This window comes from Comamonas sp., assembly GCF_036666375.1.
In the GTDB taxonomy this organism is placed as follows: Bacteria; Pseudomonadota; Gammaproteobacteria; order Burkholderiales; family Burkholderiaceae_C; genus Comamonas.
The window spans coordinates 11,520-28,036 of the sequence record NZ_JAVWWA010000030.1; the positions used below are offsets into that span (position 1 = coordinate 11,520).

Annotated in this window: 10 protein-coding genes and 1 pseudogene; 3 read left to right on the forward strand and 8 right to left on the reverse strand. The window is 70.2% G+C overall.

Features of this window, described 5'->3' with window-relative positions; all coding sequences use genetic code 11:
- The 4 genes and pseudogenes from RR928_RS09760 to RR928_RS09775 all read right to left on the reverse strand — a co-directional run.
- Positions 1–1,317, reverse strand: a pseudogene (locus tag RR928_RS09760) (MFS transporter); the annotation flags it as partial.
- Positions 1,318–1,361: 44 nt separating this feature from the next.
- Positions 1,362–2,165: a PhaM family polyhydroxyalkanoate granule multifunctional regulatory protein gene (locus RR928_RS09765; protein WP_332535663.1), complete on the reverse strand. Its 804-nt coding sequence runs from the start codon at positions 2,163–2,165 to the stop codon at positions 1,362–1,364.
- A 121-nt stretch (positions 2,166–2,286) separates the two neighbouring features.
- Positions 2,287–2,796, reverse strand: a complete 510-nt coding sequence (locus RR928_RS09770) for a copper chaperone PCu(A)C (protein ID WP_332682343.1) — start codon at positions 2,794–2,796, stop codon at positions 2,287–2,289.
- A 107-nt stretch (positions 2,797–2,903) separates the two neighbouring features.
- Complete coding sequence (locus RR928_RS09775) at positions 2,904–3,284, reverse strand: hypothetical protein (protein WP_332547994.1); 381 nt, start codon at positions 3,282–3,284, stop codon at positions 2,904–2,906.
- A 130-nt stretch (positions 3,285–3,414) separates the two neighbouring features.
- Between RR928_RS09775 and RR928_RS09780 the strand changes: the two genes are divergently transcribed.
- Positions 3,415–4,062 (forward strand): glutathione S-transferase family protein, encoded by a 648-nt coding sequence (locus RR928_RS09780; RefSeq protein ID WP_332535668.1) that lies wholly within the window; start codon positions 3,415–3,417, stop codon positions 4,060–4,062.
- A gap of 6 nt (positions 4,063–4,068) precedes the next feature.
- Here the strand turns inward: RR928_RS09780 and RR928_RS09785 are convergent, their stop codons facing one another.
- Entirely contained in the window at positions 4,069–4,602 is a 534-nt protein-coding gene (locus tag RR928_RS09785) for a MarR family winged helix-turn-helix transcriptional regulator (protein WP_332547996.1), read from the reverse strand.
- Between the two features lie 136 nt (positions 4,603–4,738).
- On the opposite strand from RR928_RS09785, the gene RR928_RS09790 reads away from it, so the two are divergent.
- Both RR928_RS09790 and RR928_RS09795 read left to right on the forward strand, forming a co-directional pair.
- Positions 4,739–6,055, forward strand: a complete 1,317-nt coding sequence (locus tag RR928_RS09790) for a sulfatase family protein (RefSeq protein ID WP_332535671.1) — start codon at positions 4,739–4,741, stop codon at positions 6,053–6,055.
- Between the two features lie 26 nt (positions 6,056–6,081).
- Entirely contained in the window at positions 6,082–7,053 is a 972-nt protein-coding gene (locus RR928_RS09795) for a tripartite tricarboxylate transporter substrate binding protein (RefSeq protein WP_332535673.1), read from the forward strand.
- Positions 7,054–7,075: 22 nt separating this feature from the next.
- Here RR928_RS09795 and recD read toward each other — a convergent pair whose 3' ends face one another.
- From recD to recC, 3 genes are read right to left on the reverse strand one after another with little or no spacing between them, the layout of a single operon-like run.
- Positions 7,076–9,178 carry an exodeoxyribonuclease V subunit alpha gene (gene recD / locus RR928_RS09800; RefSeq protein ID WP_332682346.1) on the reverse strand — a complete coding sequence of 701 codons (2,103 nt, stop codon included), beginning with the start codon at positions 9,176–9,178 and terminating at the stop codon, positions 7,076–7,078.
- Positions 9,175–12,867: an exodeoxyribonuclease V subunit beta gene (recB, locus tag RR928_RS09805; RefSeq protein ID WP_332682348.1), complete on the reverse strand. Its 3,693-nt coding sequence runs from the start codon at positions 12,865–12,867 to the stop codon at positions 9,175–9,177. The genes recD and recB overlap by 4 nt, the downstream gene beginning before the upstream one ends.
- Complete coding sequence (gene recC, locus RR928_RS09810; RefSeq protein WP_332548000.1) at positions 12,864–16,397, reverse strand: exodeoxyribonuclease V subunit gamma; 3,534 nt, start codon at positions 16,395–16,397, stop codon at positions 12,864–12,866. Before recC ends, recB begins: the two co-directional genes overlap by 4 nt.
- Positions 16,398–16,517 lie beyond the last annotated feature (120 nt).

The following is a 16,517-nucleotide window of genomic DNA, read 5'->3' on the forward strand; positions in this document are numbered from 1 at the left end:
CACCAGCGCCACGCAGCGCAACAGGTATTCAGGCACCAGCAGGAACACCGCCATCGACACCAGCAGATTGGCGCCGGCGATGATCAGAAACAGCTGCGGAATGCTGCAGCCCGCGGACAGCAGCGCGCCGGCCAGCACGCTGCTGGCAATCATGAACAGCGCATTCAGGATGTTGTTGGCGGCAATGATGCGCGCGCGGTGCGTGGGCTGGCTGCGCAGCTGGATCAGCGCGTACATGGGCACGCTGTAGATGCCCACGGCCATGGACAGCAGCAGCAGGTCGGCGACCACGCGCCAGTGCGCGGGCCGCGACAGGAACGCCGCCATGTCCATCAGGCTGCCCGGAGGCAGGCTGCGCGACGCCAGATACAGGTCGGCGGCAAACAGGCTCATTCCCAGCGCGCCCAGCGGCACCAGGCCGATCTCGACCTGGGCGCGGCTCAGCCGCTCGCACAGCAGCGCGCCCGCGCCCACGCCGACGGAGAACACCACCAGCAGCAACGCCGCGACCTGCTCGTTGCCGTGCAGCACCTCTTTCGCGAATGCCGGAAACTGCGCCAGGAACACTGCGCCGAAGAACCACATCCAGCTGATGCCCAGCAGCGAGCGGAACACCACGGGATGCGCATGCGCGAGCCGCAGGTTGCGCCAGGTTTCGCTGAACAGGTTCCAGTTGATGCGCAGATCGGGGTCGGTTGCCGGCCCCGCGGGAATGAACTGTGCCGACAGCCGGCCCAGCAGCGCGAGCAACAGGCCGGCGACCGCGACCTGTGCATGGCCGACTTCGGGCACGGCAACCAGCAGGCCGCCGGCGACATTGCCGAGCAAAATGGCGACAAAAGTGCCCATCTCGACCATGCCATTGCCGCCCGTGAGCTCGCGCTCGGACAGCACCTGGGGCAGATAGGCGAACTTGGCCGGACCGAACAGCGTCGAATGCGTGCCCATCAGGAAGATGCAGGCCAGCAGCAGCGGCACGTTCTGCGCGAGCATGCCCCAGGCGACCAGCGCCATGATGGCGATCTCGAGGTTCTTGGTCAGCAGGAAGATGCGCCGCTTGTCCCACTTGTCGGCGAGCTGGCCCGACGTCGCCGAGAACAGCAGATAGGGCAGGATGAAAAGCGCGCCTATCACCAGGCCGGCGAGCGAAGGCGGCAGCCACGACACGCTCAGCTGGTAGGTCACCAGGACCGTGAACGCGAACTTGAACAGGTTGTCGTTTGCCGCGCCCGCGAACTGGGTCCAGAAGAACGGCCCGAAACGGCGCTGGCGCAGCAGCGCGTACTGATTGGGGCGGTCCGCGTCTTCGTCATGCATGCCGGCAATCCTTGAGGTGAAGCATTGCCGGCATTGTGCCGCGATCAGGGCGCGCGGCGCGGAGTCTTGCGGGCGGCGGTGGTTTTCTTCGCCGCGGCTTGGGGCGTTGGCGCCGCGGCTGGTTTGCGCGGCGCGGCTTTACTGGTCGCCGGCGCGGAGGCCCTGGCTGCAGGCTTGGCGGCCGCAGGCATGACCGCCGCCGCAGGCACGGCCTTAGCAAGATCCGCGGCGGATTGCATGGCGCTGCGCGCGAACTCGCCCGCCATCTGCGTGCCGGCTTCCATGACCTTCTGGCCTGCGGGTTCCTGCAGCGCCTGGGTCGCGATCTGCTGGAACTGCTGGGTCAATGCGCCCCACCACTGCAACGGATCGACGGCCGCGGCGGCAGGCGCCTGGGCCGCAGCGGCGGCATCGGTGGCGGCGGCCGGCGCGGCAGCCGGTGGCGGCGATGCGGGCGCGGGCGCGGGCGCGGGCGCAGGGGCCGGGCTCGCGGCTGCGCCCGCCTCGGGCATCTTGAACGGCGAGGCCTTGGCCCAGTCGTTGATTCCGCCCTGCATGCTCTGCAGCGCGGCCAGCGTCATCTTCTGTACTTCGAGCGCCTGTATCGTCGCCGTGAGCGCGCGGCCGTTCTGCTCCAGCCAGAACTGCACGGCGCGCAGCTCCTTGATGCGCTTGTCGATTTCCTCGGCGTTGACCGTGGGCGCGACCCACTGCGCCATGCCGGCCAGCGGTGCCTCGGCACCGGCGCCGGCCGCCCCCGCTGCGCCCTGGGACAGGCTTTGCAGGAACTCAAAGCCGGGAATGAATTTGGCAAAGCCGAAAGGATCGGAACCGTTGGGATTGCTCATCGCCTACCTCGCTGGGACATGGGACATCATGCGACAACCCCGGCCAGGCCGGGGCGCGCTACCAAGCCTACTGTAACGGCGATCCGGCGATGACACCATCCGGGCGCGCCCGGCAAACGGTTCAGTGCGCGTGGCCGTGGCTGTGTTCCGCAGCCGGGCTCGCGCCGGTGGGCGCGGTCATGGCGACGGGCAGGCGCAGGTGCAGGCGCGACAGTTCGCCCTTGGCATCCTTGAACTCGAGCGTGACCGGCACTTCCGTGCCCTTGAGCAGCGGCGCCTTGAGTTGCTGCAGCATCAGGTGGTAGCCGCCCGACTTGAGCTCGACCGTCTTGCCCGCGGGCAGCGCCAGCGCGCTGATGGCGCGCATGCGCATCACGTCGCCCTCCATTTTCATTTCATGCACTTCGGACACCGCGGCCGCTTCCGAGCGCACGCCGACCAGGGTCAGCGACTCCTTGGCCTTCAGGCGCATGAAACCGCCCGTTCCCTGCTGGCCGGGCACCGTGGCGCGGACCCAGGCGCCGTCGACTTCGACATGCGCGGCTTCAGTATGGGCAGATGCGTTGCCCGCAAGACCGGCCACCAGGGCGGCGGCAACGATGAAAGGGGAAATCCATTGGTTCTTGGTCATGGGAATGCTCTTGTCCCCTGCGGGGACTCTGTGGAATGAAAACTTCCGGGGCCAGGCCCGGGAAAAAATAGTCTGCAGCGCGCAGGCGCGGCCGACGCTTTGATTCATCACACAGGCGGCCCGCGTGCCGGTGGCGGGCAGGCCGAGGGCACGGGCGTCCAGGCCATGGCCCGCGCACGCAGCGGCCGGCCCGGATGCGGCGCGGCGGCCAGCAGCGCGGCCACTTTGGGCGGCGGTGCGGCCAATTGCGGCATGCACTGCGGACACTCGAGCCCATGCAGCGCATGCGCGAGCCCATCGGCATGCGGCGCCAGCATATAGCTGCGATGGCCCGCACCCGAACACACGGCATCGAGGCTGCGCGCCTGGACCCAGGGCGTGAACAGGCCCGCAAAAAGCACCAGCAGCCAGGCGGCCAGAGTGGCGCGCGCAAGCCCCATGGGCCGCGAACGCAGCCATGCAGGGGGGAAGGAGCGCAGCCGGAACATCACAGCATTGTAGGCAGGCCCCGTCATCTGCGTGACGCCAGGCCCGGCGGCGATCGCCTAGCATGGCACGCAGTCAGCGCAGCCGGCGCCGCCAGCGTTGCGTCCCTCCCCCAGCCATCAAGGACTTCCCATGCTTCAGCTCTGTGGTTTTTCTGCCAGCAACTACTACAACAAGGTCAAGCTCGCACTGCTTGAAAAAGGCGTCGCTTTCGAGGAGGAACTTGCCTGGCTGGGCGAAACCGACCCTGCGGCTTCGCCACTGGGCAAGGTGCCCTACATGCGCACCGAACACGGCGCGCTCAGCGAGTCGGCGGTGATGCTCGAATACATAGAGCAGGCCTATCCCGCCCACCCGCTGCTGCCCGCCGACCCGTTTGCCGCGGCCAAGGTGCGCGAGCTGGCGCTGTATCTCGATCTGCACCTGGAACTGGTGGCGCGCAATCTCTACCCCCAGGCGTTTTTCGGCGGCAAGGTCAGCGACGGCGTGCGCGAGCGCAGCATGGCCCAGCTCGACAAGAGCGCCAGGGCGCTGGGCCAGCTCGCGCGCTGGAGCCCCTTCATTGCCGGCGAGCAGTTCACGTTTGCCGACTGCTGCGCCATCGTCCACCTGCCGCTGATCAGCGCCGCAAGCAAGATCGTCGGCGGCCGCGACGTGCTGGCCGAGCTGCCGGTGCGCGACTACCTGGCGCGCATGGGCGAGCGCCCCACGGTGCAGAAGGTGCAGGCCGATCGCAAGACCAGTACCGCGTTGATGATGGCGCGCATGGCGCAGCGCTGACAGCGCTCAGCCCGGCGCCACGCGCACGGCCGTGGCGCGCGCGCCCTTGCGCCTGTCGGCCTTGGGCAGGTCCTGCGCCAGCGGCTGCTGCGCGGCGCGCTGCTGCAATTGCGCGAGCACGGCATCGAAATGCTGCACGTCGGCCGGCGCCAGGCCGTCGAGCAGCGACTGGTTCAGCTGCACGATCACGGGAAACAGCGCCGCGTAGATTTCCCGGGCCGCATCCGTCAGCGTGAGTTGCGCATAGCGCCGGTCCTGCGGCAGCGGCGTGCGCACCAACAGATTCTTTCGCACCAGATCCGAAACCGTCTTCGAGGTACGGCCGCGGTCCAGGTGCGCGCGTTCGGCCAGCACCGAAGACAGCATGGGGCCCTGCTGCGCGAGCACCGCGATGAGCCGCCACTCGCGCCGCGTGATGCCGTACTGGCCTTCGCACAGACGTATCACCGGAGCCCCCGCGATCGCCAGCAGGCGGCCGATGCGGAACAGCAGCAGCTCATCGAGCGACCGGGGGTTTTGCAAGGGGGACGGTGAAGGCATGGGGCAATCCCTGAGTTTGATTGATTAGATGAACTGTCTTGCCGCGCCGTAGTCTCGCGCACAGATGGCTGATCCGACGACAACCCATGGCGCGCATGGGAATCGCACCGGGCCAGCGAAGAACTGAAAGCTGCGCATGCACCAACCTCCAAACATCGTGTTCATCGTCGCCGACGATCTGGGCTATGCCGATCTGGGCTGCTATGGCGGCCGGCCCGCGGACTTCGGCGCCGTCTCGCCCGTGATCGACGGGCTCGCGGCCCAGGGCCTGCGGCTCACGCAAGGCTATGCGAACTCGCCCGTGTGCTCGCCCACGCGCTTCGCGCTGATGACCGGGCGCTACCAGTATCGCCTGCGCGGCGCGGCCGACGAGCCCATCAGCAGCCGTTCGCGCGACAGTGCCGTGCTGGGCCTGCCGCCAGAGCATCCCAGCATGCCGTCGCTGCTGCAGCAGGCGGGCTGGCGCACGGCACTGATCGGCAAGTGGCACCTGGGCTATCCGCCGCATTTCGGCCCGCTGCGCTCGGGCTACGACATGTTCTACGGACCGATGTCGGGCGGCGTCGACTACTTCAGCCACCGCGGCACCAACGGCGTGCCGGACCTGTTCGAAGGCGAGCGCGAAGTCGAGCACAGCGGCTATCTGACCGACCTGCTGTCGCAACGCGCCGCCGACTGGATAGACGGCGTGGCCGGCGAAGGCGCGCCGTTCCTGCTGAGCCTGCACTACACCGCGCCGCACTGGCCCTGGGAAACACGCGAAGACGCGGCCGTGAGCTCGGCCATGCGCGGCTCGCTGTTTCATCTGGACGGCGGCAACGTCAACACCTACCGCCGCATGATCCAGCAGATGGACGAAGGAATCGGCCAGGTGATGGCCGCGCTGCAGCGCAATGGCGTGGCCGACAACACGCTGGTCATCTTCACCAGCGACAACGGCGGCGAACGCTTCTCGGACAACTGGCCGCTGGTCGGCGGCAAGATGGACCTGACCGAAGGCGGCATACGCGTTCCCTGGATTGCGCGCTGGCCGCGCGCCATCGCCCCCGGCCGCGTGAGCACCCAGCACTGCCTGACCATGGACTGGACGGCCACGGTACTCGACGCCGCCGGCGTCGCGCCCGCGCCCACGCACGCGCTCGACGGCGTTTCGCTGCTGCCGCTGCTGCGCGGCGGCGCGGAGTTCGAGCGCCCGATGTACTGGCGCATGAAGCACCGCGGCCAGCGCGCGCTGCGCCAGGGGCGCTGGAAATACCTGCAGGTCGACGGCAACGAATATCTGTTCGATATCGCGGCCGACGAGCGCGAGCGCGCCAACCTCGCAGCGCATGCGCCCCAGCGCCTGGCCGCGATGCGCGCCGACTGGCTCGCATGGAATGCAGGCATGCCGGCGATTCCCGACGACGCGACCGTGAGCCTGGGCTATTCGGTCAAGGACATGCCGCAGCGCTGAGCCCCACAACAAAGGAGACCTTTTCCATGCCCATCCGTTCTCTCGCCTTCAGCCTTGCCATCGCCGGCGCTCTCGCCGCCGGCGCCAGCCCGGGCGCGGCCCAGGCGCGCTGGCCCGACCGCCCGATCCGCGTCATCGTCCCGCTGCCTCCTGGCGGCCCCAGCGATATCGTGCTGCGCAGCGCGGCCGAGAAAATGCATGTGCTGCTCAAGCAGCCCATAGTCATCGACAACAAGCCGGGTGCCGCAGGCAACCTGGGCGCAGCCGAAGCCGCGCGCGCCAAACCCGACGGCTATACCTGGCTCTGGACCACGGACACGCTGGTGACGGTCAACCCGCACATCTACCCCAAGCTCAGCTTCAAGGCCGAAGACCTGCAGCCGGTGATGCGCGCCAGCGCCTTCAGCCAGACGCTGGTCTGCGGCCAGTCGGTGGGCGTGCGCACGCTGGGCGAGCTGGTGCAGAAAGCGCGGCAGACCAAGATGAGCTATGCCTCGGGCGGCGCGGGCTCGCCGGGCCACCTCACGACCGAACTGCTCAAGTCCGCTGCGGGCATCGAGATGATGCATGTGCCGTACAAGGGGCCGGCGCCGGCGATCCAGGACGTGATGGGCGGCCAGGTGGACTGCGGCTTTCTCGCCGGTCCCACGGTCCTGCAGCATGTGCGCGCGGGCAAGCTGGTCGCGCTCGCGGTGTCGGGCGCCAGGCGCTCGCCGCTGCTGCCCGAAGTCCCCACCGTGGCCCAGGCGGGCTTTCCCGGCTTCGACGCAACGTTCTCGCTGCTGCTGTTCGCGCCGCGCGGCACGCCCCAGCCCATCATCGACGCCATGCACACGGCCCTGGCCGGCGCGCTCCAGCAGGCCGAAGTCGTGGAGCGGCTGCGTCAGACCGATCAGGAAGTCGTCGCCAGCTCGGCCCAAGCGGCGGCGGCGCGCATCGCCGAGGACTCCCGAACCTGGGGCGCGGTGGCGCGCAAGATCGGGCTTCAGCTCGATTGACGCCTGCCGCGCGGGCCCGGGCTCAATCGACCCAGGGCGCGAGTTCGTCGGGCACGCCCGCCACCGGCGCTGCCCGCGCCGCCGTAGCCTGCTGCTCCAGAAACCGCAGCAACCCGCTGGCGCGCTGCGTGGGGCTGTGGACGGCCGTGGCCAGCAGGCCAGGCGCCTGGGCCATCAAGGTGAAGGCCTGACGCGCGCGCGTGATGCCGGTGTAGAGCAGCTCACGGCCCAGCACGCTGCCCGCGTGCGCCGACAGCACCAGCGCCGTGTGCTCGAACTCCGAGCCCTGGCTCTTGTGCACCGTCATCGCAAACGCGGTCTCGACATGCGCCAGCCGGCTCACGCCCACGGCGCGCAATTCAGGGCCGTCCATGAAGTAGACGCGCAGACCGGCGCCCGCAGCCGCGCCCGGCAGCGCCACGCCGATGTCGCCGTTGAACACGCCCAGCGCCGCGTCGTTGCGCGTGATCATCACCGGCCGGCCCGCATACCATTCGCCGCGCGGCGCGATCGCGCCTTGTGCAGCGAGCGCTTTCTCGATGGCGCGGTTGAGTCCGGCCACGCCCCAGTCGCCTTCGCGCACCGCGCACAGCAGACGAAAGCGCTCGAACGCCGTGAGCACGTCGCGCACCCAGGCGGTATGCGCTTCAACGCCGAGCGCGGGCGCGGGGCGCGCGGCCAGCGCCTGGGCAAAGGCCTGGTAGTTCACGTGGTCCCCGATATCCTCCACGGCCATCTGCCAGACGCTGGCCGCGGGCGCGCCTTCGCGCAGGCGCAGCACGCCGCCCTCGCCGGCCTGCAGCAGCGCCAGCGCGCGCGCGCTGTCGCCGGTATTGACGGCTTCGGCCAGCTGGCCTATGGGGCCGCCAAAGCGCCGGCTCTCGCGCAGCATCACGGTCTGCTGGGCCAGAGGCAAGGCGTTGTCGGCATCCGCAAGAAATGCCGCAGGCAGCTGCTGGCCGGCCGCGGCCAGCGCATAGCGCGCGGTCTCGGGCGTGTAGTGGCCGGCTTCGGCGCTGCGGCACAGGTCGCCGAGCACGGCGCCGGCCTCGACCGAGGCCAGCTGATCCTTGTCGCCGAGAAACACCACGCGCGCCGTCGCGGGCAAGGCGTCGAGCAGCGCAGCCATCATTTCGAGGTGGATCATCGAGGCTTCATCGACGATCAGCACGTCGATGTCCAACGGCCGGCCATGGTGGAACGCAAACGCGCGCGTGTCGGGGCGCGCTCCCAGCAGCGAGTGCAGCGTGCGCGCCGCGCCCACGCGCTTCACCAGCGCTTCGAGATCGAGCAGCCCGCCCAGGCTCGCATGCAGCTCCTTGAGCGATTTGTCTATCGATTGCTTGAGCCGCGCCGCGGCCTTGCCCGTGGGCGCGGCCAGCGCCACGCGCAGCCGTTCGGGCTCGGGCGCGGTGGCAAACAGCAGCGCCAGCAGGCGCGCGACCGTATAGGTCTTGCCCGTTCCCGGACCGCCGGTGATCACCGAGAAACGGCCGCGCAGCGCGACCGCGCAGGCCAGGCGCTGCCAGTCGAAAGTCGCGGGCGCGGGCGCGAACATCTTGTCCAGCCAGCGCTTCACTTCGGCCGCGTCGACCGGCAGCACGGCCGTGCTGCGCTCGGTGATCTGCGCCGCGACCTGGCGCTCGTAGTCCCAGTAGCGGCGCAGATACAGCAGGGGCGCGTCGTCGGGCCCGCCCAGCACCAGCGGCTGGCCCTGGTCGGGCGCGCTGGCGGCAACGCGCACCAGCGGGCTGCGCGCCAGCGCGTCCTGCCATGGCGCGAGCCGCGCGGGCAACTGCGCCCAGAGCGCGTTGAGCGCGTCCTGCGCATCGGCGGGCCAGGCCAGCACGGCGTTCGGGTCGGCAATCAGCGTGGCCAGCGGCAGGCAGCTGTGGCCGCGGCCTTCCATCTGCACCAGCACGGCGGTGGCGACCAGCAGTTCGGGTGCGGCCTCGGGGTCCTGGGCGGCAATGAAACGCGCCAGCGCGGTGTCGAGGTGGCGCAGCAGGCCTTGCTCGCTCCAGTCGCGCAGGGTGGCGAGCACATCCATGGGCGTGGCCGGCGGCGCAGCGGCCGGTTCGGGATCGGCAAACAGATCGAAGGTCAGGTTGTCGACGGATTTCATGGCAGATTGGCTTGCGTCTCAAGGTCTGGAGTGTCGAGCAGCGTACCGAGTGCATCGAGCAGCGCCAGCGAAGGCGGCACCACATGCATTCCCAGCGCCGGGCCGTCGATGCCGCGCACGAAGAAGTAAAGCGCGCCGCCCAGATGTTGCTCCGGGTCGTAGGCCGCGCCCAGCCGGCTTTGCAGCAGCCGGTGCAGCGCGAGCAGATAGAGCGCAGCCTGCACGTCGTAGCGGTGGGCCGCCATGGCTTCGCGCAGCGCGCGCTCGTCATAGGCCGCGGCGTCGCGCCCCAGGAAGTTGGTCTTGTAGTCGAGCACCCAGTAGCGGCCCTCATGCTCGAACACCAGATCGGCAAAGCCCATCAGCATGCCGTGCAGCTGGCGCGCGGGCAATGCCGGCCGCGGCTGGCCAGCCAGCAGATGCTGCTGGCACAGCCTGTCGATCTCGGGCGCGGGCAGGCGCGCCGCGGGCAGCCAGAACTCCATTTCGGGCAGCACCTGGTCCAGCCCCGACAGCGGCACGCCCAGCGGCGCCAGCGGATGGTGGACCACGGCCTTGAGCCATGCCAGCAGATCGGCGCCCTGGGCCGCGCGGCCCGCGCGCTCGCTGCGCTGCAGCAGGCGCTGGGCCAGCGGCCCCTGGCCGTCGGCTTCGAGCGCAAAGCCTTCGCCGGCCAGCCATTCGAGTTCGTCGTGTACCCAGTTGCCGACCACCGGGCCTTTCATGAAGCGGTGCCAGACCGCAGCCTGGGCCGGCGCCGCGGGCTGGGCCGGCGCGGGCGCGTCGCTTTCCATGGGCAGTTCGTCGTCGGCGGGCTGCTGCAGCGGCACGGGCGAGACCGGCAAGGTGGGCGCGGCCAGCGCGCGCACCAGCGAGGAAAAGCTGCCTATGCCCCAGCGCCGGTCGAACTGCGCGGCGTATGGTGGCGCGTCCAGCAATTGCGGCGGCGCTGCGCGTGCCTGCAGCAGGCTGCGCGCGGGCGCATCCTGCACCGCCTGCCATTGCACTGCGTCCTGGCCGGCGCTGAACACATCGAGCAGCGCGCGCCAGTCATCGGGCGTGCGCTCCTCGGGACCGGCCAGCGCATAGCCGGTCGCGCTCTTGTGGTTGATGGTGGTCGTGGCCTTGCTGCGCGCGGCCTGCAGCATGGGAACGCCCAGCCACAGCGCATGGCGCGCACGCGTCAGCGCCACGTACAGCAGGCGCAGGTCTTCGCGCAGGCGTTCGTCGTCGGCCTGGGCGAGTTCGGCGTCGTCGTAATCCAGGCGCAGCGCGCGCCCGCCTTCAGGCTTGGGCAGGCTCACGAAGCGGTCCATGCGGCGGTTGATCTCGCGGAAGCTGCAGGCGAACGGCAGGAACACCACGGGGTACTCGAGCCCCTTGCTCTTGTGCACCGTGACCACCTTGACCAGGTCGGCGTCGCTTTCCAGCCGCACGATCTGTTCGTCGCTGTGGCTGCCTTCGCCCGCGCACTGCGTGGTGAGCCAGCGTATCAGCGCATGCTCGCCTTCGAGCTGGGCGCTGGCGCTTTGCAGCAGCTCGGCCAGGTGCAGGTAGTTGGTCAGCCGGCGCTCGCCGCCGGTCTCGGCGAGCCAGCGCGCGGGCAGATCGAACTGGTGCAGCGTCTGGCGCAGCATCGCCAGCACGCCCTGACCCTGCCATACGCCCTGCAGTCCGCGCAGCTGCTCGCAGCGCGCGTCGAAGGCTTCGTCGTCGGCCGCAAGCCAGCCGAGTTCGTCGAGCGACAGATCAAGCAGCCGCGTCGCCAGGCCGGCGCGCACGGCGCGCGCATCGCGCGGCGCGGCCACGGCGTGCAGCCACACGACGAGATCCTGGGCTTCGCTGCCGGCAAACACCGATTCGTTGTCGGAGAGATAGACCGAGGCCACGCCGCGCGCGCCGAGTTCCCGGCGCACGGCGCGCGCCTCGTTGCCGGTGCGCACCAGCACCGCGATGTCGGCCGGGCGCAGCCGCGCCAGCGCCTCGCCGGGCGCGGCAAAGCCGGCTTCGGGGTCGTTGAGCCATTGCACGATCTGCGCGGCGCAGCGCGCGGCGAAACCGCGCTGCGCGCGCTTGGCGGTCTGCAGCGGGTCGAGCTCCACCTGCAGCTGCAGCGCGGGCACGGCGCCGCCGGCAGCTTGGAACACTTCCTTGCGGCCCTGGGCCTGCACGGCAACGAAAGGCAGGGGATTGCCCGCCTCGCTGCGGAACATGAACGCGCCCGCGCCGCCGCGCTGCTCGGCCTGGCCGAACCAGTGGTTGACGGCGTCGACCAGCGCCTGGGTCGAGCGGTAATTCCTGTCGAGCACATAGTGGCGCCCGGCCGTCGCATCGCGCGCCTGCAGGTAGCTGTAGATATCGGCGCCGCGAAAGCCGTAGATCGATTGCTTGGGGTCGCCGATCAGCAGCAGCGCCGTCGCCGGGTCGTTTTCCTGCGTGCGGTAGATGCGCTCGAACAGCCGGTATTGCAGCGGCGAGGTGTCCTGGAATTCATCGATCAGCGCGGCCGGATACTGCGCCTGGATGCGCGCGCGCAGCGCTGCGCCGTTGTCGCCCGCAAGCGCGCGGTCCAGCCGCTGCAGCAGGTCGGCAAAGCCGAACGTGCCCTGCTGGCGCTTGAGCTGGGCCAGGCGCTGCAGCACGCGCGCCGCGGCATGCAGGCGCAGCCGGCTGCCCAGTTGCGGCAGCCTGGCCATGTCGGCAAGCAGCTGCTGCAGCGCCTCGAAGCCCCGCGGAACTGCAAGCGCAGGCGCCCCTTTTTTACGCGCTTCGAGCAGGCCTTCGGGGCTGAGCCGGTGGCGCGCGGATTCGGTCAATGTCAGCTCGACTTCCTGCGGGGCCGCAGCCCAGTCGATCACGCTTTGCAGCCAGCCCGTGTAATGGCGTGGCGCGAGCTTGCGCCCGTCCCAGTGCGCGCCCGGCGCCGCGACCTGGGCATCAAGCCAGTCGCGCAGCGCCTGCGCCTGCGCGCCCCAGCCCTGGGCGAGATCGGTCAATGCCGTCGCGCGCTCGGCCTGGGCGGCCTGCACGGCGTCGGCCAGGCTGCCCTGGCCCGCGGCCGGGTCCACGGCCTGATCGAGCAGACCGCGCATGTCCTGCGCCAGCGCGTCCAGCCCGCTCCACACGCCCAGCACGGTTTCCAGCAGTTCGCCGCCCAGCGGATAGCACTGCTGGCGCCAGTAGTCCTGCACCGCCTCGCGGCGCAGCTGCTCCTCGTCGGCCGCCAGCTCCTCATCGAACAGATTGCCGCTGTCGAACGCATGCTCGCGCAGCATGCGCTGGCACCAGGCGTCGATGGTGAACACCGCGGCGTCGTCCATGGCTTCGGCGGCCATCGCCAGGCGCCAGGCGGCGGCCGTGCGTTCCTGGCCTTCGGGGTAGTCGGCCAGCAGGCCCTGCAGCAGCGTGTCGTGCGCCGCGGGTTGGGCTTCGCCGCGAAAGCACTGCACGGCTTCGGTCAGGCGCGCGCGTATGCGGTCCGACAGCTCGCGCGTCGCGGCGCGCGTGAAGGTCATGACCAGGATCTCGGACGGCAGCAGCGCGCGCGGATGCGCGTTCGCGCCGCCATGGCCCAGCACCAGCCGCAGGTAGAGCGCGGCAATGGTCCAGGTCTTGCCCGTGCCCGCGCTGGCTTCGATCAGGCGACTGCCCCACAGCGGGAAGTCGTGTGCGTTCAATACATGGCTCATGCCTGCTCCAGCGGCAACAGATAGATCACCGGCGCCAGCGTTCCCGGCTCCAGCACCTGCACCTGATCGGCCAGCCAGGCCAGCAGCGGTGCATGCACGGCCTCGGCCAGCGGCGCGAAGCGGCCGTCGGCGGTCAGCGCGTCGAAATCGGGAAAGAGGCGCGCCCAGCAGGCGTCGTCGGCCTCGCCCGCCTGGGCAAAGCCATCGCCTTCATAGGCGGTCTCGGCGCGCGCCAGGTCTTCGCCCGCCGCCGCCGCGGCCAGCGCGGTCCTGAGCGGCAGCGGCAGCGGGCTGTCCTGGCCCGCCTGCCAGACCTGCAGCAGCGTCTGGAACTGCGCCATCGCTTCGCCCGGCGGCATGGGCTGCAGCGCCAGCGTCGCATCGCGCGCGACGATGATGCCCTGGACCTGCACGCCGCAGGCCGCGGCCACCAGGCTGCGCAGATAGGGCAGCAGCACCGCAGCCGGGCGCACTTCGCCGCGCGTTCCCAGCAGCGCGCGCGCCTGCAGCGAGATCCAGGCCGGAACGGCTTCGCCGTCGCGGTCGGGAACGCGCAGATCATCGAGCCAGTCCTCGAACACCAGGCCGTCCTGGGCGAAATGCAGGCGCTGGCGCTGTACCGGCCGGTCGAACCGGTTGCGATGCGCCAGCCACGACTGCAGCGACGGCAGCACGGCCTCCTGCAGCTCGGCGCGCTTGCGCGTGCCCAGACCCGCGAGCGGCAGCGTGCCCGCGCGTTCGATGCGCGCCAGATGGCCGGCGACGCGCTGCTCCAGCGCAATGCCCACGGCCGGCGCGGCCTCGATATCGGCCACCACCTGGGTCTGCAGCTGCTCGATCACGCTGTAGCCCGCCAGGCCCTGCAGGCCGAAAGCCTCTTCGTCAAGGCTCAGCTGCTCCTCTTTCTCGAAGCGCACATTGAGCCGGTGGCGGAAGAACGCCTGGGCCGGATGGCGCACAAAGCCATGCAGCTGGGACAGCGTCAGCGGGACCTCGATGTCGGGCACGAAGGCCGCGAGCGCCGGCACGGCGCTGGCCGGGTCGTCCGCGCGCAGCAGATGCGCCGCGCGCCATTCGCGCGCATAGGTGCGCAGCGTGGAGTCGGGCGAAAAATAGCTGCGGCTGAACGGCTGCAGCGGGTGGTGGAAAGTGCGCTGCGCAAGCAGATCGCCGCCCTCGCCCACCCAGCCCGCGGCCAGATAGTCGCGCAGTTGCGAGACCAGCACCGACGGCGGCTGCTCGCTGTTGTCGCGCACGCTGCGCCCGGCCCAGCTGATGTAGAGCATGCGCCGCGCCGACAGCAGCGCCTCGAGCATCAGCTGGCGGTCGTCGTCGCGGCGCGCGCGGTCGCCGGGGCGCAGCTGGCCTGGCAAGGCCATCAGATCGAAGTCGCTGCGCATGGCGCGGCGCGGGTAGTCGCCGTCGTTCATGCCCAGCAGGCACACGACTTCAAATGGAATCGCGCGCATCGGCATCAGCGTGCAGAACGTCACCCCGCCCGCACGGAAGCGGCTGTCGACCGAAGGCTGCTGCACGATGTCGAGCCAGGCCTGCTGGGCGACGATCAGCTCCACCGGGTCGTCAAAGCCGCCGAGTTCGCAGGCTTCGAGCCAGGACGACAGCGCACTGTCGAGCGCGGCCAGCAGCGCGCGGTCACTGTCGGTCTGCGGCGCGAAGAAATCGGCCAGCAGGCGGCGAAAGCGCTGCGCCCAGCCCGCGGGATCGGCCGCAGCGCCGGCCAGCGCCCACCAGTCCAGCAGGCGCTCGAGCAGCGTCGCCAGCTGGCCCGCGAGCTCGGCGCCCAGGCCGCCGACTTCCGCGTAGGGCTCGATCTGCGCCAGGCCCGTGGCGTCGCCGGCCGCGCCAGCGTCAAAGGCGCCGCTGCCGCTGGCAAAGCCCAGCAGCATGCGGTGCAGGCCGAACCAGGCGCTGTTCTGCTCGCCGCAGGCCGCGAGCCCGAGCGCGCCGCGCTGCTGGGCGTTGAGCCCCCAGCGTATGCCCGCGCCGGCCATCCAGGCGCTGAGCTGGGGAAGATCATCGGCATCGAGCCCGAAGCGCGCGGCCACGGCCGGCACGTCCAGCAGATCGCGCAGTTCGCTCAGCCGGCAGCGCTGCTGCGGCAGGCGCAGCAGCCACTGCAGCGCCGCGACCAGCGGGTTGTTGTCGCTGGCGCTCAAGTCGGCGATATCGAAAGGAATATGGCGCGCGTCATGCCGGCCGTACTGGCCGAACACCGCGCGAATCGACGCCGCCACGCCTTCGATCGCCGGCACCATCACCACCACATCGCGCGGCTGCAACGCCGGGCGACCGGCCTCTGCGGGCTCGGCCAGCAGCGCCAGCAGCTGGTCGTGCAGCACTTCGAGCTCGCGCACCATGCTGTGCGCGCTGTGGAAGACGATGGAGTGGTCGGCGCGCGCGACGGCGCTGTGCGCGTGCTCGGTCAGCGGCACCATGTCGCGTATCGCCTGCTGCACCAGGGACAGCAGCGGCGCGTCGGGGTCCACCTCTTCGTCGAAGATATCTATGCGCGGCAGCTCGGCCGCCATGCCTTCGGGCAGTTGGGTCTCGAACGCATCGAGCTGGCGCACATAGTCGCGCGCCTGCCGGCCCCAGGACGACAGCAGCGGGTGCGCATGGGCATGCATCATTTCCAGCGGCAGCGCGGCCAGGTCGCGCCCGTTCTTGAGCGGCTGGCGCCGACGCTCGATGCGCAGCAGTTCGCGGCCGTCGATCGCGTCGGCCCAGTGAAAGCGGCAGGGGTTGGGCACGGCCAGCAGGATCTGGCTGTGGCGCGACATCGCGGCCAGCGTCTGCAGCATGGACAACGGCAAGTGGCTCATGCCGAACAGCACCACGCGGCGCGCCAGCGGCTGTACCAGCGGCGCGCCGCTTTCGAGCGTGGCAATCACCTGGCGGTGCAGCTGCGGCCGCGTGCTGGCGCGCTGGCTTTCATCGAGCCCGGCCAGTATGCAGCGCCACAGCATGGGCTGCCACAGCTGGTCTTCGGGCACGGCCAGCGTGGGCCGCCCGGGCGTGGCCAGCACATCGCGGCCCGCGGCCCAGTCGTCGAGCCAGTCGGCGCGGTAGATCTGGTATTGATCAAAAAGGTCGGCAAGACGTTCGGACAGCTGCAGCAGTCGCTCGGCATCACCGGGAGCGAGAAACCCTCCTATCGCCTCATACCCGCCCTGCGCCGCGCATTCGGGCAACTGGCGCATGAGCCGCCAGGTCAGCGCGGTCTTGTCGAGCGGCGACTGGCGCGGCACGGCGGCCGCGCCCAGCACCTGGCGGTAGCTGCGCCACAGGAAACGTGCGGGCAGCTCGACGCGCGCCGCGGCGCACACGCCCAGCGATTGCGCCATGCCCATCTTGAACCACTCGGCCATGCCGTTGCTCTGCACCAGCACCACTTCCTGCTCCAGCGGCCCCAGCGGGTGCGCGCTCAGCCACGAGAACACGGTCTCGGCCAGGGTTTCGGTGCGGTTGCCGTGCAGGGCAATGAGCCCGGGCTGCAGTGTCGATGCCAACGTCTTTTCCTTGCAAGGGGAGCGTCAGCAGGGCGCTGCGCCAGACGTAAAGCTTAACGCGGCGAGGGGGGTTGTTGCAGGCATGCCAAAAGCCCTTGCGGCGGGGGCGGCAAGGGCTGG

Excerpts from the sequence above, each read along its gene's own strand:
- RR928_RS09770 (WP_332682343.1), bottom strand. The coding sequence starts at position 2,796 with ATGACCAAGAACCAATGGATTTCCCCTTTCATCGTTGCCGCCGCCCTG.
- RR928_RS09775 (WP_332547994.1), bottom strand. The coding sequence starts at position 3,284 with ATGTTCCGGCTGCGCTCCTTCCCCCCTGCATGGCTGCGTTCGCGGCCC.
- recD (WP_332682346.1), bottom strand. The coding sequence starts at position 9,178 with ATGAAATCCGTCGACAACCTGACCTTCGATCTGTTTGCCGATCCCGAA.
- RR928_RS09790 (WP_332535671.1), top strand. The coding sequence starts at position 4,739 with ATGCACCAACCTCCAAACATCGTGTTCATCGTCGCCGACGATCTGGGC.
- RR928_RS09780 (WP_332535668.1), top strand. The coding sequence starts at position 3,415 with ATGCTTCAGCTCTGTGGTTTTTCTGCCAGCAACTACTACAACAAGGTC.
- RR928_RS09795 (WP_332535673.1), top strand. The coding sequence starts at position 6,082 with ATGCCCATCCGTTCTCTCGCCTTCAGCCTTGCCATCGCCGGCGCTCTC.
- RR928_RS09785 (WP_332547996.1), bottom strand. The coding sequence starts at position 4,602 with ATGCCTTCACCGTCCCCCTTGCAAAACCCCCGGTCGCTCGATGAGCTG.
- RR928_RS09765 (WP_332535663.1), bottom strand. The coding sequence starts at position 2,165 with ATGAGCAATCCCAACGGTTCCGATCCTTTCGGCTTTGCCAAATTCATT.
- recB (WP_332682348.1), bottom strand. The coding sequence starts at position 12,867 with ATGAGCCATGTATTGAACGCACACGACTTCCCGCTGTGGGGCAGTCGC.